The sequence below is a fragment of the Paenibacillus jiangxiensis genome (assembly GCF_046098255.1).
Classification (GTDB): domain Bacteria; phylum Bacillota; class Bacilli; order Paenibacillales; family Paenibacillaceae; genus Paenibacillus; species Paenibacillus jiagnxiensis.
The window spans coordinates 80,854-102,257 of sequence record NZ_JBJURI010000024.1 but is presented as its reverse complement, the minus strand read 5'-3'; the positions used below and the strand labels follow the sequence as shown (position 1 = coordinate 102,257).

21 protein-coding genes are annotated in these 21,404 nt (G+C 49.9%); 13 read left to right on the top strand and 8 right to left on the bottom strand.

Annotated features, from left to right (window positions below; translation table 11 throughout):
- Window positions 1-198: 198 nt before the first annotated feature.
- Window positions 199-309 carry a rhamnogalacturonan endolyase family protein gene (locus ACI1P2_RS21695; RefSeq protein WP_355322533.1) on the bottom strand — a complete coding sequence of 37 codons (111 nt, stop codon included), beginning with the start codon at window positions 307-309 and terminating at the stop codon, window positions 199-201.
- A gap of 657 nt (window positions 310-966) precedes the next feature.
- Between ACI1P2_RS21695 and ACI1P2_RS21690 the strand changes: the two genes are divergently transcribed.
- Window positions 967-2,019: a stalk domain-containing protein gene (locus tag ACI1P2_RS21690; RefSeq protein ID WP_355322531.1), complete on the top strand. Its 1,053-nt coding sequence runs from the start codon at window positions 967-969 to the stop codon at window positions 2,017-2,019.
- A 177-nt stretch (window positions 2,020-2,196) separates the two neighbouring features.
- Here the strand turns inward: ACI1P2_RS21690 and ACI1P2_RS21685 are convergent, their stop codons facing one another.
- The 4 genes from ACI1P2_RS21685 to ACI1P2_RS21670 all read right to left on the bottom strand — a co-directional run bounded on the left by ACI1P2_RS21685 (window position 2,197) and on the right by ACI1P2_RS21670 (window position 6,010).
- Window positions 2,197-2,898: a hypothetical protein gene (locus ACI1P2_RS21685; protein ID WP_355322529.1), complete on the bottom strand. Its 702-nt coding sequence runs from the start codon at window positions 2,896-2,898 to the stop codon at window positions 2,197-2,199.
- A gap of 155 nt (window positions 2,899-3,053) precedes the next feature.
- Window positions 3,054-3,980, bottom strand: coding sequence for a hypothetical protein (locus tag ACI1P2_RS21680; RefSeq protein WP_408976296.1), 927 nt, complete (start codon window positions 3,978-3,980; stop codon window positions 3,054-3,056).
- A 367-nt stretch (window positions 3,981-4,347) separates the two neighbouring features.
- Window positions 4,348-5,529 (bottom strand): NAD(P)/FAD-dependent oxidoreductase, encoded by a 1,182-nt coding sequence (locus tag ACI1P2_RS21675; protein WP_355322525.1) that lies wholly within the window; start codon window positions 5,527-5,529, stop codon window positions 4,348-4,350.
- A gap of 49 nt (window positions 5,530-5,578) precedes the next feature.
- Window positions 5,579-6,010: a DUF1641 domain-containing protein gene (locus ACI1P2_RS21670; protein ID WP_355322523.1), complete on the bottom strand. Its 432-nt coding sequence runs from the start codon at window positions 6,008-6,010 to the stop codon at window positions 5,579-5,581.
- Window positions 6,011-6,530: 520 nt separating this feature from the next.
- Between ACI1P2_RS21670 and ACI1P2_RS21665 the strand changes: the two genes are divergently transcribed.
- Entirely contained in the window at window positions 6,531-6,926 is a 396-nt protein-coding gene (locus ACI1P2_RS21665) for a rhodanese-like domain-containing protein (RefSeq protein ID WP_355322521.1), read from the top strand.
- Between the two features lie 76 nt (window positions 6,927-7,002).
- Here ACI1P2_RS21665 and ACI1P2_RS21660 read toward each other — a convergent pair whose 3' ends face one another.
- Window positions 7,003-7,722, bottom strand: a complete 720-nt coding sequence (locus tag ACI1P2_RS21660; protein ID WP_408976299.1) for an HNH endonuclease — start codon at window positions 7,720-7,722, stop codon at window positions 7,003-7,005.
- 397 nt (window positions 7,723-8,119) lie between these two features.
- Here ACI1P2_RS21660 and ACI1P2_RS21655 point away from each other — a divergent pair, with 397 nt between their 5' ends.
- On the top strand, window positions 8,120-9,574 hold the full coding sequence (locus ACI1P2_RS21655) for an alpha-amylase (RefSeq protein WP_355322517.1): 1,455 nt from the start codon (window positions 8,120-8,122) through the stop codon (window positions 9,572-9,574).
- Between the two features lie 5 nt (window positions 9,575-9,579).
- On the opposite strand, the gene ACI1P2_RS21650 is transcribed toward ACI1P2_RS21655, so the two are convergent.
- Entirely contained in the window at window positions 9,580-10,662 is a 1,083-nt protein-coding gene (locus ACI1P2_RS21650) for a DNA alkylation repair protein (RefSeq protein WP_355322515.1), read from the bottom strand.
- A gap of 163 nt (window positions 10,663-10,825) precedes the next feature.
- Between ACI1P2_RS21650 and pepT the strand changes: the two genes are divergently transcribed.
- The 4 genes from pepT to hxlB all read left to right on the top strand — a co-directional run bounded on the left by pepT (window position 10,826) and on the right by hxlB (window position 14,020).
- The gene (pepT, locus tag ACI1P2_RS21645; protein WP_355322513.1) at window positions 10,826-12,064 is read left to right on the top strand and encodes a peptidase T; all 1,239 of its coding nucleotides are present in this window, start codon (window positions 10,826-10,828) and stop codon (window positions 12,062-12,064) included.
- Window positions 12,065-12,271: 207 nt separating this feature from the next.
- Window positions 12,272-12,604 carry a winged helix-turn-helix transcriptional regulator gene (locus tag ACI1P2_RS21640; RefSeq protein WP_355322511.1) on the top strand — a complete coding sequence of 111 codons (333 nt, stop codon included), beginning with the start codon at window positions 12,272-12,274 and terminating at the stop codon, window positions 12,602-12,604.
- A gap of 214 nt (window positions 12,605-12,818) precedes the next feature.
- Window positions 12,819-13,457 carry a 3-hexulose-6-phosphate synthase gene (hxlA, locus tag ACI1P2_RS21635; RefSeq protein WP_355322509.1) on the top strand — a complete coding sequence of 213 codons (639 nt, stop codon included), beginning with the start codon at window positions 12,819-12,821 and terminating at the stop codon, window positions 13,455-13,457.
- Between the two features lie 5 nt (window positions 13,458-13,462).
- Window positions 13,463-14,020, top strand: coding sequence for a 6-phospho-3-hexuloisomerase (gene hxlB, locus ACI1P2_RS21630; RefSeq protein WP_355322507.1), 558 nt, complete (start codon window positions 13,463-13,465; stop codon window positions 14,018-14,020).
- 83 nt (window positions 14,021-14,103) lie between these two features.
- Here hxlB and ACI1P2_RS21625 read toward each other — a convergent pair whose 3' ends face one another.
- Window positions 14,104-15,123, bottom strand: coding sequence for an exosporium glycoprotein BclB-related protein (locus tag ACI1P2_RS21625; protein ID WP_355322505.1), 1,020 nt, complete (start codon window positions 15,121-15,123; stop codon window positions 14,104-14,106).
- Between the two features lie 405 nt (window positions 15,124-15,528).
- Here ACI1P2_RS21625 and ACI1P2_RS21620 point away from each other — a divergent pair, with 405 nt between their 5' ends.
- The 6 genes from ACI1P2_RS21620 to ACI1P2_RS21595 all read left to right on the top strand — a co-directional run bounded on the left by ACI1P2_RS21620 (window position 15,529) and on the right by ACI1P2_RS21595 (window position 21,289).
- Window positions 15,529-16,902 carry an alkaline phosphatase gene (locus tag ACI1P2_RS21620; RefSeq protein ID WP_355322503.1) on the top strand — a complete coding sequence of 458 codons (1,374 nt, stop codon included), beginning with the start codon at window positions 15,529-15,531 and terminating at the stop codon, window positions 16,900-16,902.
- A gap of 228 nt (window positions 16,903-17,130) precedes the next feature.
- A complete protein-coding gene (locus tag ACI1P2_RS21615) occupies window positions 17,131-17,454 on the top strand; it encodes a DUF3219 family protein (RefSeq protein WP_355322501.1) in 324 nt (107 codons plus the stop codon).
- Window positions 17,455-17,538: 84 nt separating this feature from the next.
- Window positions 17,539-18,405 carry an SDR family oxidoreductase gene (locus ACI1P2_RS21610; protein ID WP_355322499.1) on the top strand — a complete coding sequence of 289 codons (867 nt, stop codon included), beginning with the start codon at window positions 17,539-17,541 and terminating at the stop codon, window positions 18,403-18,405.
- A 165-nt stretch (window positions 18,406-18,570) separates the two neighbouring features.
- Window positions 18,571-19,248, top strand: a complete 678-nt coding sequence (locus ACI1P2_RS21605; RefSeq protein ID WP_355322497.1) for a GntR family transcriptional regulator — start codon at window positions 18,571-18,573, stop codon at window positions 19,246-19,248.
- Between the two features lie 95 nt (window positions 19,249-19,343).
- Entirely contained in the window at window positions 19,344-20,438 is a 1,095-nt protein-coding gene (uxuA, locus tag ACI1P2_RS21600) for a mannonate dehydratase (protein ID WP_355322495.1), read from the top strand.
- Window positions 20,435-21,289: an SDR family oxidoreductase gene (locus ACI1P2_RS21595; protein ID WP_355322493.1), complete on the top strand. Its 855-nt coding sequence runs from the start codon at window positions 20,435-20,437 to the stop codon at window positions 21,287-21,289. The genes uxuA and ACI1P2_RS21595 overlap by 4 nt, the downstream gene beginning before the upstream one ends.
- Window positions 21,290-21,404 lie beyond the last annotated feature (115 nt).

The window sequence follows — 21,404 nt, the reverse complement described above, 5'->3', positions numbered from 1 at the left end:
ATGTTTTTTGGCACTCACCCCCATTCCAAAATTAAGGTTTTAGGATAATGCATGACTTGACTGTGATTTCCTCTGTTTATCGAGACACCTCCATCCATTTTTTGATAATGATAATCATTATCATTAAGCAACATGTTAAAACCTGTCCTTTATCATGTCAAGTATTATGTCAACGTTTTTTGAAATTTGTAAAAATCTCTAGAAATCTGTCCCTAATAGACGCCAGCTTATAAAGACACCGTCACCTGTGTTAACAGCAACACCCCCACGCTCCAGGTATTCCAATTGATAAGGGGAACAGAGTTTCACCTCCTTTCAGCAATTCATTACTTGCTTGGAATCGTCCGATTGGGCGACGCTCTACCTACATCTCAGCTCTCCCTTCACATAACAAGTACTTCCGGCTTCCTGTAACCGTTTTCAAAAATGCATACCATGCTGCAAGAATCACTGCCGATATTAAAAGATAAGCATGTTGCCTGCAATAAGACATTTTTAACTCCGGCTTTATTGGGAGTAATACTTTTTTGCCTTTCTTATCGGCCCCCTTCAAAGTGCAAATAAGCACATGTTTCCGACGGAAACCATGTGCTTATTTGCATCCGCATAATTCATCGCTTGTTCATATGATGTTGATCCATCATTTCTCTCAGCTTTGCCGTTTCAATGTAATTCAGACTCCACTATATCCCCTTTCTGGGGGAAGGAGTCGAGACTTGGTGAAGGGGGATTTTTCAAAAAATAATTAAAATTAAGCTATTAACAGCAACCTATTACCGCCTTGTTGCGTCTAACATGTAGAAGAAAGATTTTGGCAACAGGTTACATTACTGATGTTGTTTTCTTTCTTTTAATAATGGTACTCTAGTAGTATGTTTTCCGTTACCCAACTTTTGCTAGAATGGGAAACGGGTCATCCGCACCGTTAGCGGACATCCATTTTAAGAAAAAGGAGCAGACAAACGCATGAAATTCAAGAAACCCGTCATTATTGCTGCAGTATCGGCCTTGGCCGTATCCGGAGCGCTTTTAACGCAGCCTACATATGCCGCACAAGCTACCAAAACCATCAAAGCGGTGTACAACAACATTGCCATCGTTTATAACGGCAACACAGTGCCTTCGGACGCATCCACAGAACCGTTCATGATTAACGGAACTACTTACCTGCCGCTTCGTATGGTAGGTACAGCTCTGGATAAGAAAGTTACCTGGGACGGTAGCAACAAACGCGTTGTGATTGAGGACAACGCACCTGCCGTTGATCCAAGTACAATTACAGCCCTTAACAACCAGATCAACACCTTGAATCAACAGGTTGCTACGGCAAAGTCCGAAGCAGCAACTAAAGACGCGACTATCGCCCAGCTTCAGAAGGATAAAGAAGCCCTGCAGAAGCAAATTGATGACAACAAGAAAAACAACAGCAGCACCAGCCTTGGCGACCTGGAAGATGACCTGAACGATGATTACGGCAATTATGAAAGCACGAAGGCCGAAGTTAAATTGAGCGGTAACTCCGACAAAGTTACACTTCGTGTAAATGTGTCCAAGACTGGATGGAACAAATTGTCCAGCAGCAAGAAAACGAACCTGATCCAGGACATCGTGGACGACATCCGTGACAAATACAAAGATGCCGACATCTCCGGTACCGTACGTGATGACAATGGTGGAAGCACGTTAGCCGACATCTCAGTAAGAAGCTCAGGTACCGCATCACTGAACGAGAAGTCCTCCGGTGCAGACATTAGTGACCTTCAGAATGACATCCGGGATGATTACGGTAACTGGAAAAATGTTAAATTCGACATTAGACTTACCGGTGACGAAGATGAAGTGAAAGTAACAGTCTACGTTAACAAGGACGACTGGAATAATCTGAACACTACCCAGCGTTACGACTTCAAGCAAGGTATCATTGACGCTATTGAGGACGAGTATAGCGGTGTTGATATCAGAGGAACTATTCTTGACAAGAGCGACAGCAGCAACAAACTGGATAATATCAATAACTAATTATTTTCAGCACGGCAAAGGGCCGGAGTGGATTTCTCACTCCGGCCCTTGTTCATTCCTTTAAACACATGCAAACCTTGTTGGAAAATTTATCACCCATATATTTAGCTAAGATGAACCTTTCTTCAATCGATATTTGGTTATAGTCCAAAAATTCCCGAAACATTTCATAATCCTTCATTTCAATTTTTGGGAGTGGATATCCCTTTTGCAATCTGAATAGTTTCTGAAGTTTATTCCAAAGCTTTTGTGCGTCTTCTTTTCAAAACTTATTTTTTCCTCTTCTTCCATCCGCTTTTCCAATTGAAGATGATATCTTTTTATGGCTTCATTTTTACCACGAGCAATCATCATTTTGAGACTAAACGGCTTCACACGCTCAATAATTTCGTAATGATACCAGAATGGCTCTTCAAAAAGCTCATATTCCATGGCCGTTTGTATACTATCATTTTTATCTATCTCCGAGATATCATGTCCACTTTCCAACAACAGCTGAACAAGCAGGTTGTCATCTATTTCAGACAGAACTTCAATGCAACATTGAAAAACAAACTCTCTGATTATATATTCGTATTTTTCTTCAAATCTATTATGTAACAAACCCATACCACTCATATAGCTAGCCGTAGTTTGACCTGTATACTCATCAAAAAAGTCTTCAACACTGTTATACTCATCAATTGAAAACGATTCATTTGTCCGGAGCAGCATGCCCGAACAATCCCATGGCGGGTCATAGCTGTGAGTGATTTTATATTTGGGCGCGAACATGAAGTCATACGCCAACTCTTCTGCCAAATTAGTCAATAACACTGAAAACCTTGCATCAACCCTATTTCTTATTTGTTCCGAGATACTTTCCACTGAATGTTCCAATACTCTAACCTCCTCAACAAAAAAACCATGCTTAATAAAAAATTAGGCACGATTCTTCCGTAGAAAATAAATATTCGATTGTTTAAAAGTGTACTATATTTACAATGTTAAATCTAGTTCTGCGAGTGTCACCATGATACTCAGTTGGATAATACTTATTGTAACAGAAACGAATTTCTCCCCTTGCCTTCCAATTCATCTATGTAGCCTAATAACATACGAAAACGGGAATTTGGATACTCCATTAACAAGCGATAGTCTCTAGATGCCAAGCCAGGATTTTTTAACCTAATTGCCTGCAACTTAATCATTTCGGCTACATCATAACGTGTTTTATGTATCATAAACCTTGAAATGTAGTTCCCAATTGACAGCTCCGATAAGTTTTCACTGCCATTCCACGAGAACAACTTGATTTGATTTTGGAAACGCTCCACATTTCTTCCTTCGGATAAAAAACGATAAATCAAATCACCTTTAATCAAAGAAGCATGAGAAAGCCCTGTGTAACTCTGCTCCATCAGAAAAACTACAATGCCCATAAAAGTATCAATGATTTGCAGTGGAATAGATTTATGGGATTCCTGCGACTGGACCGAGGTGATTCTGTATCTTTTATTTCGATATACGGAATGTGCATTCATTTGATCTTTAATTTTTGAATATAATTTCAATGAGCTATACTCATCGTTACGGTCGATTTTTATTTTTATATCAACAGGATTGGATAGGTGGCGGGTCACACCGTAAAATAGTCTTTCTGGCATTTTAATGTAGAATAGGCCCCTCAACTCCATCATCGTAAGATTCAGTTGCTTGGCGATTGAGTGAGCCTCAGTATTATTAATAACGAGAATATTAATATTGATTTCCTTGTTAATAATGTGATTCAACACCTTGAAATATTTCTTCAAGTGCTGGTCATGATTGTACTCCCGAAAATGCAATTCACTTTTGGTCTTCAATTCTTTGAAGATATCTCTAACAGATCGAGTAATATCCGTTAAAACATTCTCGCTTCCTCCATAAGCCCCCGTAGTATGAATACACTTTACCAGGCTGGTCAATTTTGTTAGCTTCATCAAAATAAAGTCTGTAGCTCATATTACACATCCTATACTCATCATTAAGAATCAAATGTTTAAAATATTAATTACTACTTGACTTTCAGCCTCGCACATAATATTCTGATTCTACAGAAATACTACAGTTGAGTATAGCTTTCTCCGCTTCGTTAGTAGAGCCGGCTATACTCAAGAAAAACCCTTCTCCGCTTCATTAGCAGAGTTGGGTTTTTTATTATTTTGTACATAAATGGACATGACTCCCCCACACTTCATGGGTTTGCCACACATCATTAGCCCGCAGGCAGAGACTAAACAGTGTGTTTAAAAAAAGAAACCCGCATCCTGAAGCAGATGCGGGTTTCCTGATGATAATGATTCAATATTAATAAGCTAATGCAAACAAACCTTTGATGTGGGACAGGTAGCGCATGTTGCTTCCTTCCTTCATCAAGGTCGCTACCGCGCCTTTCAGTTGGGTCTGGTTCGCACCCACGGTACCGATGGCGTCCGTTCTGCCCAAGCTTCCCAGTGTACCGGAGAATACAGGGGTGAAGGTTTCCATTTGATGTCCGTTGAAGAGTGCGAAGATGTTGTAGCCAACCGTTTCGCCCATCTGCCAAGCCAGCTGTGCCGTTGGCGGATATGGACGCTGTCCTTCCCCAGGGAATACAACCGCGCTGTCGCCAGCCAGGAAGATGTTTTCGTGGGAAGTGGACTGCAGGGTGCCGTTTACTGTAGCGCGTCCGCGGTCTACGTCGATCCCGGATGCTCCGACCAGCACATTGCCTTGAACGCCGCCCGTCCAGATCAGGGTGTTCGTCTTGATGGAACGTCCATCCTTCAGCAGCACTTCGTCAGCCTTCATTTCCGTGATTGCAACGCCGGTGATAAACTCAACGCCGCGTTTTTCCAAGCTTGTTACGGCACGGTCAACCAGTGGCTGGGCAAAGCCTGCCAGAATGGAAGGACCCGCTTCAACGCAGTACAGTTTGATATCATCGTAGTTGATGCCTTTCGCACGGCATACTTCAGGAAGCTTATCCGCGTATTCGCCGACCAGCTCGACACCTGTCAGACCGCCGCCGCCGATAACGATGGTGGCATCCGCCGGATTGCCGGATTTCTTGTATGCATCCAGGCGAGCTTCCACATGCGCGCGGATTTTGTTCGCTTCATCCACGGATTTCAGCGTCAGGCTGTACTGCTCCAATCCAGGGATTCCGAAGTAAGCGGTTTGGCTGCCCAGGGCGATAACGAGCGCGTCATAGCTGAGCGTTGCGCCGCTTGCCAGAGCTACCTTTTGCTCCGCAGGTTTGATTTCAGTTACCGTATCCACCTTCAGGGTGATATCCTTGTTGCGCAGCAGCTTCTCGAGCGGCAGAGCCACAGCTTTTTCGCTGATGGTGCCTGCAGCCAGCCGGTGCAGCTCAGTAATAATTTGGTGTGTCGCATAGCGGTTAACTACAGTAATCGTAGCTTCCTGCGGGCCCATATGTTCACGAGCCGTCAGAGCGGTCAGCAAACCGCCGTATCCGCCGCCAAGAATCAAAATTTGCTTCGACATTTCCATCCTCCGTTCTTGTTCTACCTGTTACCTAACGATGAATCAACAGTTATTTGTTTTGCGCCTGGCGCTCGTTCATAATGTCCAGGAAAGCTGAAGCGAAGCGCAAGCCCTTCTGTACATTCGGATCCTTGAGCATTTTGAGCATAGCAAACAGCCCGATTGTACCCGACTCGGTCTGTACACGGTCACCCGCTTCAATCGCAGCAGAAGCGATACCTTTGGCCGATTCTGTTACAGGCTTCACAAACTCGGTCATGGAGTTTTTCATATCCCCGATAAATACCGGGTCTGTTGCGAGGCTGCGCGCTACATCATAAGCGCCAGTCATAACTGTGACCATCTCGGTCAGCTTTGGCAGATTCTCAACCAGAACGGTCAACGATTGTTGAACCTCCGGCTTCATCAATTGGTCCAGCACATCGCGGGACTCCGTGGTAGCTTCCTGTATTGCTGCCACCTCTTGTTGATTTTCTGACATGACGTGAACGTCCTCCTTTACTATAAAAATAGAAGTCCATTCCTTTCTCGTTACCTGCTTTGCATTAAACGGCTCAACGAATCCCGGTCAAACAAATCCATAACACATTGAAAAAGCCCGCGCCGCCTAAAGGCGGAATCTTGCCACACGGGCTGAATGCCTGGTTGCCTCGGTCTTCGGTGTTTTTGCTGCTGCAATGACCACGCATTTCATGTTCGTGAATCAAACAGGCCGAAACGGAATCCTATAACTATATATTACACCTTTCACAAGCCCAACGTCGAAAAAATTTTTAGTTTTACATAAAATTCTTACGTTCTATGCCTGAATTTTCATGAAAGAACCCGCAACATTCGAAAAATTACCATATTTTTAATAAAAACAGGTTGATTTTTTGACGAAGCTGGTGATCATTGGATATCATTATAGGGTAATATCCTATAGCAGGCCTGCTCCGGTGACCCGGGAAGGTCTGGCTCTGCGATACGAAACTAAATCCTTTGGAATGGAGGCTACAACCATGGCTCTGACATTTATGGATATGCTCAAGCAGGCACAAGCAAACGTAAAAGGTGTAAGCTCCCAAGAAGCAAAGAAAATGATCGAAGAAAATCCGAACACCTTTATTATTGACGTTCAGGATGCCACTGATGCAGGTGCATGCGGCCTGATTCGCGGAAGCGCGAATATTTCACTCGGCATGCTTCCCATCCGCGCTGATCTGGAGCTGCCGCAAAATCTGCGTGATGAACGTCTGGCAGACCGCAACCGTCCTATTCTGACCACCTGCGGTGCAGGCGGACAAGCCGCCCTGGCTGCTTATCTGCTGAAACAGATGGGCTTCACCGACGTGGCCTACATTGAAGGCGGAACGGCAGCATGGAAGGACACCGGCTACGACGTGGAAATATACTGATTAACGAGATACAAAACAATTAAGCTTCCTGTTCTCCATGAACGGAAGCTTTTTTTGTCAGGTCATTTGGTTGATTCTAATCCCATGCCATCGCCCGCATGAATTCATCCGCATCCCGGTCGGCCTTGGACTGGTTGCACTCATTGCACGCGCAGACACAGTTGACAGGGGTTGTATGCCCGCCTTTGGCACGGGGAAGGAGATGATCCAGCGTGTCGCCGTATTTACCGCAGAAATAACAGGTGTACTTGTCCCTCATCATGATATAACTGCGGAATTCCCTATTCGTGTATAAACGCCGGATCGTGGAGCGGTTGACCACCACCGCCATGTGCTCCTTCACCAGGGTTGCCGCCAGCTCCGGGTCGATCTCCTGGTGCCAGCGCCGCCCTTTGTCCGTTTTGCCACGCAGACGGATCATTCCGTTGCGGTTCGGACGCAGCGCCTTTGGGTCCGTGGGGTCCAACTGCAGTTTATTGTTCTTGGAGGGCGGCTGCCGCCTCTCGGGATGAGCAGGATGTGCACGAGCAGCCCCCTTGCCGCCATGAACATGGGCAGCGCCGTTCCCCGCAACGGAAGGCTTCGCTGCAGCTTTTGCAGCTGCCTTTTCTCCTTGCGGACTGTCAGGTAAGGCTTGAGCAGCTTTCTGCTTGCGGCGCCTGCAGTCCAGACATGCCCCTCTGCGCGACAGCGGGCCTGCTTTACGGCCGGTTCTGCGCTGGAATCCGGTCAATGGCTTGTATTCCTTACAATAATTGCAGTATTTCAGTAATGTCTGTTCGGCTGCTTCCATCATGCCCAAGCAGAATGCTTCTGCTCTTCGGGTCACCTCCTTTAAGCTTGTCCGGTATCTATATTTGTCCACAATTTTTTTTCAATAAACCGCCAACCCGTCTTCTAACTAAAATTACCACCTGCTTCATGTATTGTATCACATTCAGTTCAAATCAAGACGTATGTCTGCCACACGCACCCTGCTTGCAGGGAGTTGATTACATGCCGTACCAAAGAACATAGGTATTCTTTTTACTGGCAAGAATAACTACAACGGAAAAGACTGACGGAGATCATGGATAGCGGGAACAGTCTCCTCCATTCATCTGCTGTTTTTTGTACGCTCTTTGGCGGTATGGGAGTTTAGCCTGCCTTGCCTGATGGGTAACTTGTTATATAAAGCAAAGGGAGGGACGTACATGATAAGAAATCATACGATGATGCAGTTTTTTGAATGGAATGTAGAGGCTGACGGGAAACATTGGCAGCGGCTGATTGAGCGAGTCCCCGAACTGAAACGAAAAGGGATTGATGCCTTGTGGATTCCGCCTGTAACCAAAGGGCAATCTCCGGACGATACGGGCTACGGCGTATATGATCTGTACGACCTCGGTGAATTTGATCAGAAAGGAGCGGTTAGAACCAAATACGGCACCAAGAACGAGCTGCTGGAAGCCATGTCCGCCTGCGTCAAGCACGGTCTGTCCGTCTATGTCGATCTGGTCATGAATCATAAAGCGGGAGCAGATGAAACCGAGCTGTTCAAGGTGGTCGAGGTCAATCCGGATAACCGGAACGAGGTAATCTCCAAACCTTTTGACATTAAAGGATGGACGAAATTTACTTTTAAGGGGCGCGGAAACCGCTATTCGGCGTTTCAATGGAACTTCGAGCATTTCAATGGAACCGACTATGATGCCAGCCGGAACAAGACGGGCATTTATCGTATATTGGGCAAGAACAAACAGTGGAATAATAATGTGGATGATGAATTCGGCAACTACGATTATTTGATGTTCGCCAATATCGATTACAACAATCCGGCTGTACGGGAAGAGATGATCCGGTGGGGCAAATGGCTCATCGACATGCTGCAATGCAACGGGTTCCGGCTGGATGCCATCAAACATATCAATCACGACTTTATCCGGGAGTTTGTGGCAGAGATGATCAAGAAGCGCGGACAGGACTTCTACATTGTAGGCGAGTTCTGGAAACCCGATCTGAAGGCCTGTCAGAAATTCCTGGACGCCGTCAATTATAAAATCGATCTGTTTGACGTGGCCCTCCATTACAAGCTGCATAGTGCTTCTCTGGCCGGAAGTGATTTTGATCTGTCCACCATTTTTAAGGATACACTGGTCGGCACACATCCCCTCAACTCCGTTACGTTCGTGGACAATCACGACTCCCAGCCGAATGAGGCGCTCGAATCCTGGGTGGAGGATTGGTTTAAACAGATCGCCTATACGCTGGTGCTGCTGCGGAAGGACGGGTATCCCTGTGTGTTCTACGGTGATTATTATGGAGTTGGCGGTGAGAAGCCTGTCAAAGGCAAGCAGGATAAGATCGATCCTCTGCTCTATGCCCGTTATGAGAAAGCTTACGGCGACCAGCAGGATTATTTCGATCATCCCAACACTATCGGCTGGGTAAGACTGGGAGTGCCTGAGATCAGAAACTCCGGCCTGGCTGTCGTAATATCCAACGGCAAGGACGGAAAGAAGCGAATGCGTGTCAGCCAGCATAGAGCAGGTGAAATATGGACCGACCTGACGGGCAACCGGAAAGACAGCGTCAAAATCGATCAGAACGGATGGGCGGAGTTTCCCGTAACCGGGCGCAGTGTATCCGTATGGGCGCTGAATGGATGAGGCGGTTACGGATTGATCAACTCGAACTCGGCCGACGCCTGCTTCACGCCATTTACGATAATATCCAATCCATGCGTGCCGGGGTAATGCTTCCGCGTGGTGATCGGCTTGATCGTATGCCGCCTGGTAACAAGGCTCGCTCCAGGTGGGTATTCCTTTTCAGAAAGCTTGAAGCGCTTGGGAGCCGTTCTTCCGTTTGCCTTCATGTACAGGATGTCGTATTCAATCCGGAGCTGTTGCGGCTGCCCGGCAGGGTTGAATACGGTAAACGAAAATTCCAGCCCCTCCCCTTCCTTAATCACCGGCCGCGTTAGGCGCAGATCACGGATCTCCACTCCCTCCGCTCTTTGCAGTCCGAACAGCTCCAGTGTCTGCGGATCGCCTTTCTTTAGCAGGGTCCGGCAGCCGTGCCGGACAATCCAGTCCGTGTCCGGCTGCTCCCCTTTCCACGCACGGGCGATGTTCAACACCAGCTCCGGATGATCCTTGGCAATATCATTCAGGTTGTTGGCTACGCTTTTGCGCACATACAAGGAAGGATCTCTCTTCAACAGCTCCAGCAGTTCAATGACCGGGGCCGGGTCGGCAATGAACTGTTTCAGCTGTCCTCCCCAGGGCAAACGGGGCCTGCAGCCCTCGCTTGCAAGACGGCGCACGTGCTCTGAATCATCCGTGGCCCATATCCGCATACGGTTCATGACGCCCTCCGGGTTCCGCCCGATAAAGGCGCGAATGGCAAATTCGGAGGTTGAGTACCTGGTGAGCTGCTTCAGCGCCTCCAGGGAGAGTTCCTCATGCTCAAGCCCGTTCAGCTCTACGAAGTCCGGAAAGAAAATATATTCGACTCCTTTACAATCAGGCGCAGCCGTACATAATATATCCAGCGCTTCCGGATAAGATGGCGGCAGCACCTCCGTAAGCGCACGTGCAATATGGCGGATGCGCTGCTTGAATTCCTCCTGCTCCCATTCCCCGTCCTGGACAAGCTCCACGAAACGGCCACAGTCAAAGACCGGGTAGGCCTTGCGGAACACCGCCGCCGTATTTTCCAAAAATTCAGGGGTAAACAATTCTTTGAATGTGGACATCTCTTACCTCCGGGGGATTTCCCTTAGTGGTTTCCTCATATAACTTGATATTATAGCACATATGTTCCCGTTTCAAACGCAAAAAATTTCGGTTTAGAAAAAGCCCCACCCGTCATGTTAAACTAAGATCAGCAAATTAGTCTTTGGAAAGGAGTTTGAATCCGTGAAACAAGAGCTGATTCAACGCTTGAGCACCTATGCCCAGGTCGATACACAATCTAATGAGGACAGCGAATCCTGCCCCTCGACGCCCGGCCAACTAACCCTTGCACGCATGCTCGTTGAAGAGCTGAATGCCATAGGCATGCAGGAGGTAACCGTGGACGAGAACGGCTACGTGATGGCAACCCTGCCTTCCAATACAGACAAATCCGTACCGGTCATCGGCTTTCTCGCTCATCTCGACACAGCGACGGAAGTTACGGGCGCGAATGTCCGCCCGCAAGTGGTGGAAAATTACGACGGACAGAATATTGTCCTAAATGAGCAGGAGCAGGTTATTCTCACGCCCCGGGATTTCCCGAGCCTGGCCCGATACAAAGGACATACCCTGGTCACCACAGACGGCACCACACTTTTGGGAGCGGACAACAAGGCCGGTATTGCCGAGATTATGACAGCAATGGATTACCTGATCCGCCATCCGGAAATCAAGCATGGCAAAATCCGTGTCGCCTTTACCCCTGATGAGGAAATCGGCAGAGGGCCGCAGCGCTTTGATGTCGCTGCCTTCGGCGCAAAATACGCGTATACGATGGACGGAGGCCCGCTCGGCGAGCTGGAATATGAAAGCTTTAACGCCGCGGCGGCCAAAATCACCTGCCTGGGTGTCAATATCCATCCCGGAACAGCTAAGAACAAGATGGTGAATGCCGCCAAAATAGCGATGTTCATACATACCAAGCTCCCTCCGCTGGAGGCACCGGAGCATACGGAAGGATACGAGGGCTTTTATCACTTGATGTCGATTCAGGGAGATATTGAGCGGACGAGAATGCACTACCTTATCCGGGACTTCGACCGCGAGCAGTTTGAGAACCGCAAAGCCCGGCTGGCCGAAATCGTGGAGGAAGCCCGTTCTGTTTACGGGCAAGAACGCGTTCTGCTGGAAATCAAGGATCAATACTTCAACATGCGGGAAAAAATCGAGCCTGTAAAGCATATTGTGGAAATCGCAGAGCAGGCGATGAACAATCTGAACATTGAGCCTGAAATCAAACCCATCCGCGGCGGAACGGACGGTTCCCAGCTCTCCTATATGGGGCTGCCGACACCCAATATTTTCACAGGCGGCGAAAATTATCACGGCAAATATGAATTTATCTCCGCCGATGTCATGGTGCAAGCAACCGAAGTGATCCTCGAGATCATCCGGTTGTATGAAGAGCGCGGGATCAGCTAATTCCTGGCAACTCCCGACAGGAACATAACCTTTTGAACCGTATCCCTTATTAGGATCGGTTCTTTTTTGTTGCTTATTTGATTTTCCCGGGTGACTCAGAGGTTCCATAGCCGCTCCCGCCGCTCGCGAAATACAGTTTGGCGCTAATGGATTTTTGGAAATATCTCATATACAATGGAATGATCAGCTTTTCGGAGGAGTCGGAATATGGGAAACCAACAATTCAAAACAGCAGTTGAGCTTACGCTTAAAGTGATCGGGGGCAAATGGAAGCCCGTTATTCTCTGCCATCTGACCGATGGAGCCAAAAGGTTCAGCGAATTAAGGCGGGATATGCCGGATATCACACAGAAAATGCTGACCCAGCAGCTGCGCGAGCTTGAAGAGGACGGTATCATTCATCGGGAAGTGTATTCCCAGGTACCTCCCAAGGTCGAGTATTCTTTTACCGAATACGGCCTGACGGTCAGGCAGCTATTGGATGAAATGGCGGACTGGGGAACACAGCACCAGGAGCACCTGAGACAGGACGGATCGTGAAAAAAAGCAATACAAATTATAGCCCCTCGGAAGGGGCTTTTTTGTTGCGCCCAATGCCAGAAACACAGGCTGCATCTGCGTTTTCCTTGGTTCCCATCCGGTAACTGCCTTACCTCATGGGTACTGCGTTCCGAAAAAGTGCGTACTTACATTCTAAAAAGACGGCAAGTACAATGAATCTGACTTCACAACGATTAAAGGAGCGAACATAAGAATGGAACTGCAATTGGCACTGGATCTGGTGGACATTCCACAAGGCATCGCACTGGTAAAAGAGGTTGAATCATATATAGACGTGGTTGAAATCGGTACTCCTGTGATCATCAACGAAGGGCTGCACGCGGTAAAAGCGATGAAGGAGGCCTTTCCCAATCTGAAAGTATTGGCCGACCTGAAGGTCATGGACGCAGGCGGTTATGAGGTGATGAAGGCTTCCGAAGCGGGTGCGGACATCGTCACCATTCTGGCGGTGGCCGAGGATGCAACCATCCGGGGAGCTGTTGAAGAAGCCAAGAAACAAAGCGGGAAAAAGATTCTCGTGGACATGATCGGCGTAAAAAACCTGGAGCAGCGGGCTAAAGAAGTAGACTCTCTCGGTGTAGACTATATCTGTGTGCATACAGGCTATGATTTGCAGGCTGAAGGTGAAAGTCCTTTTGAAGCTCTTAAAACAGTCAAAGGTGTAGTAAAACACGCCAAGACTGCGGTAGCTGGAGGGATCAAGCTGGGCACTCTGCCAGAGGTCATTGCTGCAAAACCGGATCTCGTTATTGTAGGAGGGGGCATCACAGGGGAAGACGACAAACAGACTGTTGCAGCACAAATGCAGCAGCTGGTTAAGCAGGGCGTCTGAGCGTCATGCAGACGGTTCAATATCTCAAGGAAATTCTCACGGAGCTTGATAGGGCTCCGGAGCTGATTTCCGGCGAGGCGGCTGAGCAGTTGGCCTCCGCCATTATGGATGCCAAGCGGATTTTCGTTGCCGGCGCAGGCCGTTCCGGGTATATGGTCAAATCCATTGCCATGCGGCTTATGCATATCGGCCTGAACAGCTATGTGGTAGGCGAGACGGTTACACCGGGTATCGGCAAAGGAGACCTGCTGCTCATCGGCTCCGGCTCCGGTGAGACAAAAAGTCTGGCGGCCATGGCCGATAAAGCCAAATCCTTGGGCGCTGACGTAGCCCTGCTTACCACGTCGCCACAGTCGTACATCGGCTCCGTTGCGGATACTGTGATCCGGCTCCCAGGCTCTCAAAAGGATCAGGCGAATGCCCATTACAAGACCATCCAGCCGATGGGCTCTCTCTTTGAACAGAGCATGCTCCTGTTCGGTGATGCTGTTATTCTGAGGATTATGGAGCACACAAAGCAAACAACGGAAAGCATGTACGGAAAGCATGCCAATCTTGAGTAGACAAAAAACTGGTTGTCCTTTCTGATCAAAGTGGCGTCCCCTAATATTTTGCGGGACGCCACTTTTTTGCAGTTAATTCAGTGTCAAACTATATTAACTCCAGCGCTGCCGTACCCGGCTACTGCTGTAACAGGGTCAACACCGGTGGCTGTAGTGGAGAATACCATTAACAAGCGAGTATTTGCCGCAACCGGGATGGACAACCCGGTAGCCAAACCATTGCTGATCGTACCGATGGCAATCAAGCCGGAAAGCGGCGGAGCCAAAGTGACCAGAGTTCCCGCGATCGGGCTGAAAATATTGCTTGTTCCCGGTGCGCTGTACAGCTGAGCCGTAACTGTAACGGTTGCGCCAAGAAGATTGACCGTGAGTGTATTACTGAACGTAACTGATATATCTGTTATGGTGCCAGCCCGTGGTGTATTGAAGGCAAAATCAAGAAGAGTGCCGGCCGCGCCCGTCAGATCGATAGTTCCTCCCGCCAGTGTAACCGTCGGAGCTGAGTTGCCGAATCCGACAAGCCCAACGGTTCCAATCAGCCCGCCTGCTACAGTGGTCAGTGTAAGCGGTATGCCGGATGCAAAAGGAATTACAGCTCCTGCACCGGGGGGGCCTGTGGGACCCGTAGTGCCGGTTGGGCCTTTCGCGCCCGTTACCCCGGTGCCAGTTGCTCCTGTCGGGCCTGTTACTCCCCTTGGGCCTGTCGCTCCTGCCACACCCGTCGCGCCCGTTGCTCCCGTCCCTGTCGCTCCTGTCGGGCCTGTTACTCCCCTTGGGCCTTTCGCTCCTGCCACGCCCGTCGCACCCGTTGCTCCCGTTGCCCCGGGGTCCGCCGCTCCTGTCGGGCCCGTCGCGCCCGTTGGGCCAGTTGGGCCTATCACCCCTGCTGCCCCTGCGGTTCCGTCGCAGCCTGTCGGTCCGGGCGTGCCTGGAATCCCCCTTGGCCCAGGAGGCCCGGGTGGACCTGGAGGACCCGCAGGGCCGGCTAAGCCCTGCGGCCCTGCAGCTCCTTGGGGACCTCTAAGGCTGCGGCGGTGGACGTGCTTGTGTTTACCCTTGTGGGCGAGATCAATGATGATCGGATGACTATCCGTGTGAACCACTTTTTTTTCTAGCTTCTGTAGTGATCCAAACCTCTTTCTTTTTGAACGATCCAGTTTAGACACCTCCTTATGGAATTGGTTTATCATACGGTCGCTTCTTTTAAACCGCATGGGTTAATGACGCTAGGCGGATGCCTGTTTATAGGTAAACGCGTTTTTTCCATTATGAAACTGAGGCGACTGATAAGCGTCCAAGCACTTATTATTTTTTTGCATTAAATATAGAGAACGATCCAAATAGGACACTCTCCATCATCAAGGTTCCGAATCCGGGATCTTGATTTTTTTGTCCAAAACAGTGTTTACACAAAGTTTACATATATCCCATTTCCCTCTAACAATTAACAGCTACTGTTTGTATGAACAAGCTATCATGTATTCATTCAATAAATGGGAGGGTTAATGATGAAAAATAGAATAATGAAAAAAATGCTTCCAGTTGCGCTCGGTCTGACCCTGAGCACTTCAACCATTCTGGCCGGAGCCCCTGCCGCAGATGCCGCCAACGCTAACGCCAACTCCAACGCCAAAGGCAAAGTGAAAAATGTGATCTTTCTGATCGGCGACGGCATGGGACAATCCTATACTTCAGCTTATCGCTATATGAAGGACGACCCTTCAACACCTGTGATGGAAAAAACGGAGTTTGACAAATACCTGGTCGGAACACAGATGACTTACCCTGAGGACGAGTCCCAGAACGTTACGGACTCCGCATCCGCAGCCACAGCCATGTCGGCCGGTGTTAAAACCTACAACGCCGCCATCGCAGTCGACAACGACCAAACCGAAGTAAAAACTGTTCTGGAGCAGGCAAAAGAGCTGGGCAAATCAACAGGTCTTGTCGCCACCTCCGAAATTACGCATGCAACCCCTGCTGCCTTTGGCGCTCACGATATCAGCCGTAAAAATATGGATGCCATCGCTGATGACTATTACGACGAAATGATCAACGGCCAGCATAAAATCGATGTGCTGCTCGGCGGCGGCCTGACCAATTTTGTGCGTGAAAACCGCGACCTGACGAAAGAGTTCCAGGATGCCGGCTTCGGGTATGTAACCAACCGTGAGGGACTGCTTAATGACAAGCATGACCAGCTGCTGGGATTGTTCGCTGATGGTGGACTTGATAAAGCCATTGACCGCAAACCAGAGACTCCTTCCCTGGAAGAGATGACCAATGCAGCTATTGAGCGTCTGAGCAAAAATAAAGACGGTTTCCTCCTCATGGTGGAAGGCAGCCAAATCGACTGGGCAGGACATGATAACGATGTTGTCGCCGCGATGAGTGAAATGGCAGACTTCGAGAAAGCGTTCAAGGCTGCTGTTGATTTTGCCAAAAAAGACGGTAACACGCTGGTTGTTGCGACAGCTGACCACTCCACCGGCGGTTTCTCCGTCGGCGCGAACGGGGAATACAATTTTGATGTAACACCGATCAAAGCGGCTACACACACGCCGGACTTTATGGCTGCTGAAATTGTTGCAGGTGCTGATCCGGAAGAAACCTTGAAGAAATATGTATCGTTGGACTTCACGGAAGAAGAGCTTCAATCCGTTAAGGATGCCGCCGCTACTGCGAAGGATGTCACTGAAATTGATAATGCGATCGAGAAGATTTTTGACACCCGTTCATTTACCGGTTGGACCACAGGCGGCCACACCGGAGAGGACGTTCCTGTGTATGCCTACGGACCGGGCAGTGAGCTGTTTGCCGGGTTGATCGACAACACCCAAAATGCGGAAATTATCTTCGATCTGCTGGGTTCAAAAAAATAATACGCCAAAACCCGCCAAAGCCGCGAGCACTGATGCTTCGCGGCTTTGTTGTGTCAGGAATAATTCAACTTTGGATAAGCGTCCCTTCTTAACAAACCTGCCTTAATCCCAGTTAAACTTGGCGAGAATTTCACACTGTCTCCCCGCGCATGGTTCAGGAAAAAATTTGCTATAATAGGCCGAAAGAAACTCAGCGTCCTTTTTCCGACGCCAAGGAGGAAAATAACCATGCCACAGACCATTAACCATCCCACCGAAGTTCTACTGGATCATATCACCATACAGGCTCTTAACTTTACCGCCCGCACACTGAAGGATGATGCGAACGGGCGCGAGCGGCAGCTGATCGGATTTGATTTCATAGTCGCCGGCCCTGATCAGTACCATGACATTACCGTGCATTTGTACAAGCAAGTGTTCGAAGTATCCGTCCCGTCACGGCAGCTGGCATTCACCGGAACGATCCACAACTACTCCACCTCCATACCAAAAATGACGCCAGGGGATGATACGGTAGATTTCAGGCTTGAGCTGATCGAAAAGAAAGCTTGACAGTAAATTAAATTGTAACTATCATGATTACATGATAGTAACTTTATTATAGCTGCTCCATATTATTAAGGAGGGAAATTCGATATGAAAATATTGGTGACCGGAGCAACCGGACAACTCGGTTCAAAAGTGGTCGATAACCTGCTCGCCAGAGTCTCGGCCGACAACGTGGCTGTGAGTGTACGTGATCCCCGGAAAGCAGACGCCCTGGCCGCTCGCGGCGTAGAGGTAAGACAGGGTGATTTTGACGATCCCGCTTCGCTTGACAAAGCTTTCGCGGGCATCGACCGCCTGCTGATCATCTCCGCTACGGATGACAACGATACACGGATTCGCCAGCATCAGAACGCCATTTCCGCGGCACAGCGCGCAGGAGTAGGCTTTATCGCCTACACCAGTGTGTCCAAAGCTGATGAAAATCCGTTATTCCTCGCCCCTGTTCACCGGGCCGCGGAGGAAGCCATCAAGAAGACAGGCATCCCCTACTCCTTCCTGAGAAACAACTGGTATCTTGAAAATGAGCTCGGCGTATTTCAGGCGGTGCTGGCAGGCGCTCCCGTAACCATATCCGCAGGCAGCGGCAAGGTCGGCTGGGCACTCCGCGAGGATTATGCCGCAGCCGCTGCGGCTGTGCTGGCAGGCAGCGGTCATGAGAATACGGTCTATGAGCTGTCCGGCGCTCCCGCAACCTATGACGACCTGGCGGCTGCGCTCTCCAAAGCGCTCGGCCGCGAGGTGCCTGTGCAACATGTCGATGATGAGACTTACGGTCGCGTCATGACGGAAGCGGGCGTGCCGCAGGAGGCGCTGCCGATCGTGACCGGCATCCAGTCCGCCATCCGGGATGGCGCGCTCGAAGTTGAGCGGAGCGACTTTGAAGCCCTGCTCGGCCGGCCGGCTGTTGCACTGGACGAAGCTGTTGCCAAGTTTGTAAATCAGCTTAAAGCTTAACTAAACAGACGTTGACACAGCCTATTGAAAAAGCCGTGATCGCTTAAGATCCCGGCTTTTTGGCGTTCTCGGCTGCCTGCCGCCCCGGATTTTTGTCTGCAATGAAAAAAGTTGATGCTAACTACCATACTTGTATGGTAGTATGGTGAACAAGGAGGTGAATACATGGATGAAACCATGTACCGCCATGGCGGCTCTGCCGGAAACTCCGTTTATGCCCAACTGAAGCAGCAGATTATGAGTCTTGAGCTGCCACCCGGTACCGCTTTATCCGAGAAAGAAACCTCCATCCGCTTTCAGGTCAGTCGGACTCCGGTACGCGAAAGCTTCGTCAGGCTCGCCCAGGAAGGGCTGGTGCTGGTGCTGCCGCAGCGCGGTACAAAAGTATCCCTGATCGACACAGCGCTTGTAGAGGAGGCTCGCTTCATGCGCGAGCAGCTGGAATGCGCCGTGATACGGCTGGCCTGTGCAGGCTTCCCTGAGACCCGGCTCGCAGAGCTGGAAGCGAATCTGGCGCGGCAGCGGGACAGTATTGAAGTCCATGATGGACACCGGCTGTTCGATCTGGATGAGGAATTTCACCGCATCCTGTTTGAAGGCTGCGACAAGCTCGCAACCTGGAGTGTCATGCAGCAGATGAACATTCATTTTAACCGGGCGCGTATGCTGCGGCTTGACACGAATCCACAATGGGACCATCTGTATGAGCAGCACAGCAGGATGGTGGATGCGATCCGCGAACAGTTCCCGGACACAGCTGAACGGATCATGCATGAACATTTAAATCTCGGTGTGGCGGATTTGAATGTCCTCCGGGAGCAGTATCCCGAATATTTTAAATGAGCTCTTGCTTCAAGGTTCAGGCGCCAGCCCGCCTGTTCCGCGGGAGCGGCAGTATTTTGTAAGCGCTATCCATTAAAAAGAAAGGCGGTGTCGCTATGCGAATGACATTTCGCTGGTTTGGAGAAGGCAATGACACGGTTTCTTTGCAGCAAATTAAGCAGATTCCGGGTGTAGAAGGCATTGTATGGGCCCTGCATGATGTGCCTGCAGGCGAAGAATGGCCTATGGAGAAGATCATGGAAATCCGGCGGCAGGCCGATCAGGCCGGGCTGCATCTGGATGTGGTGGAGAGCGTCAATGTGCATGAGGATATCAAGCTGGGACGGCCTACACGTGATCTCTATATCGGGAACTACATAAGAACGATCGAGAAGCTGGCCCAGGTCGGCGTTAAGGTGATCTGCTATAACTTCATGCCGGTGTTCGACTGGGTGCGGACCGATCTGCACAAGGAAACGGAAGACGGGGCTACCGCGCTCTTTTTTGAGAAATCCAAAATTCACGGCATTGACCCGTTCGAGCTGGTGCACCAGATTAACGAGAACAGCGCCCTTACAATGCCCGGTTGGGAGCCGGAGCGTCTGGAGCAATTGACGTCATTGTTTGAGGCCTATAAAGACGTAACTGAAGAGGATCTGTGGAAAAACCTGCAGTATTTCCTGGATGCCGTCATCCCTGTTGCGGAGCAGAACGGAATCCGAATGGCCATCCATCCTGACGATCCGCCATGGCCGATCTTCGGGCTGCCGCGCATCATTACGAGCCAGGGCAATCTGCGTAAATTTCTGGCGCTGCATGACAGCCCGGCCAACGGCATCACGCTGTGCAGCGGCTCGCTTGGCGCCAATCCGGATAACGACATCATCGCGATGATTCACGAATTTGCCGACCGCATCCCGTTCGCCCATATCCGCAATGTGCGGGTATTCGATAACGGCGATTTTATCGAGACCTCACACCGGACACAGGACGGGACCGTCGATATTTCCGGTATCGTGAAGGCTTACCACGATGTCGGCTTTACCGGTTATGCCCGGCCGGATCATGGCCGCCATATCTGGGATGAGCAGTGCAGACCGGGTTATGGCCTGTATGACCGGGCGCTCGGCATCATGTATTTGTGGGGCCTGTGGGATGCCTACCAGCGCGGGGCGGATGTGCATGCAGGTGCTAAGGAGGCCGTACGATGACCGCCCTTCCCCTTCATCCGGCCTTATCCGGAAAAACAGCCGTCGTGACCGGCGGCTCCGGCGTGCTGTGCAGCGCCATGGTGAAAGAGCTTGCCCGCCAGGGCGTCAGGGTCGCTATCCTGAACCGTACTGCTGAAAAAGGCGAACAGTTGGCTCAGGAGGTTCGTGCGAATGGCGGAGAAGCTGTTGCGGTGGCCTGTGACGTGACCGATACCGAAAGTATGAAGCAGGCCGAGGAGACGGTTCGCCGTCTGCTTGGGCCTTGCGACATCCTTATTAATGGGGCTGGGGGCAACCATCCGAGCGCCAACACGAGCCGCGAGATATTTTCCCCCGAGGACCTGGATCAGCCGGGGGTGACGACCTTTTTTGACCTAAGTGTGCCGGGCTTCCGCAATGTGCTGGACTTGAACTTCGTTGGAACTTTAATTCCGACACAAGTGTTCGCCAAAGGAATGATCGGGCGCCCTGGCGCTGTCGTGCTCAATGTCTCCTCCATGAGCGCTCCCAGTCCGATGACGAAGGTTCCAGCCTACAGCGCCGCCAAGGCGGCTATCAACAACTTCACCCAGTGGCTGGCTGTGCATTTGGCCGAGGCGGGGATAAGGGTGAACGCGATCGCTCCGGGATTTTTCCTGACAGAGCAGAACCGACAATTGCTCATGAATGAAGACGGCTCACTCACCGAGCGCTCGGCCAAGATCATCGCCCACACCCCGATGCGGCGCTTCGGGGTGCCGGAGGATCTGCTCGGCACGCTGCTCTGGCTCGCCGACGATACTGCCTCCGGCTTCGTAACCGGCACCGTCATTCCGGTGGACGGCGGCTTCATGGCGTATTCGGGGGTATAATTTTCGTATTGACAGATATATCGAGAGCATAAACGGGGCTGTTCCAAAAGCTATGATTATAGCTGAGGGACAGCCTCGTTAGCTTGTATTAACTTCTTCATAAGACAACTTGCAG

Excerpts from the sequence above, each read along its gene's own strand:
- ACI1P2_RS21690 (WP_355322531.1), top strand. The coding sequence starts at position 967 with ATGAAATTCAAGAAACCCGTCATTATTGCTGCAGTATCGGCCTTGGCC.
- ACI1P2_RS21680 (WP_408976296.1), bottom strand. The coding sequence starts at position 3,980 with ATGAAGCTAACAAAATTGACCAGCCTGGTAAAGTGTATTCATACTACG.
- ACI1P2_RS21675 (WP_355322525.1), bottom strand. The coding sequence starts at position 5,529 with ATGTCGAAGCAAATTTTGATTCTTGGCGGCGGATACGGCGGTTTGCTG.
- ACI1P2_RS21670 (WP_355322523.1), bottom strand. The coding sequence starts at position 6,010 with ATGTCAGAAAATCAACAAGAGGTGGCAGCAATACAGGAAGCTACCACG.
- ACI1P2_RS21665 (WP_355322521.1), top strand. The coding sequence starts at position 6,531 with ATGGCTCTGACATTTATGGATATGCTCAAGCAGGCACAAGCAAACGTA.
- ACI1P2_RS21660 (WP_408976299.1), bottom strand. The coding sequence starts at position 7,722 with ATGATGGAAGCAGCCGAACAGACATTACTGAAATACTGCAATTATTGT.
- ACI1P2_RS21655 (WP_355322517.1), top strand. The coding sequence starts at position 8,120 with ATGATAAGAAATCATACGATGATGCAGTTTTTTGAATGGAATGTAGAG.
- ACI1P2_RS21650 (WP_355322515.1), bottom strand. The coding sequence starts at position 10,662 with ATGTCCACATTCAAAGAATTGTTTACCCCTGAATTTTTGGAAAATACG.
- ACI1P2_RS21640 (WP_355322511.1), top strand. The coding sequence starts at position 12,272 with ATGGGAAACCAACAATTCAAAACAGCAGTTGAGCTTACGCTTAAAGTG.
- hxlA (WP_355322509.1), top strand. The coding sequence starts at position 12,819 with ATGGAACTGCAATTGGCACTGGATCTGGTGGACATTCCACAAGGCATC.
- hxlB (WP_355322507.1), top strand. The coding sequence starts at position 13,463 with ATGCAGACGGTTCAATATCTCAAGGAAATTCTCACGGAGCTTGATAGG.
- ACI1P2_RS21620 (WP_355322503.1), top strand. The coding sequence starts at position 15,529 with ATGAAAAATAGAATAATGAAAAAAATGCTTCCAGTTGCGCTCGGTCTG.
- ACI1P2_RS21615 (WP_355322501.1), top strand. The coding sequence starts at position 17,131 with ATGCCACAGACCATTAACCATCCCACCGAAGTTCTACTGGATCATATC.
- ACI1P2_RS21610 (WP_355322499.1), top strand. The coding sequence starts at position 17,539 with ATGAAAATATTGGTGACCGGAGCAACCGGACAACTCGGTTCAAAAGTG.
- ACI1P2_RS21605 (WP_355322497.1), top strand. The coding sequence starts at position 18,571 with ATGGATGAAACCATGTACCGCCATGGCGGCTCTGCCGGAAACTCCGTT.
- uxuA (WP_355322495.1), top strand. The coding sequence starts at position 19,344 with ATGCGAATGACATTTCGCTGGTTTGGAGAAGGCAATGACACGGTTTCT.
- ACI1P2_RS21595 (WP_355322493.1), top strand. The coding sequence starts at position 20,435 with ATGACCGCCCTTCCCCTTCATCCGGCCTTATCCGGAAAAACAGCCGTC.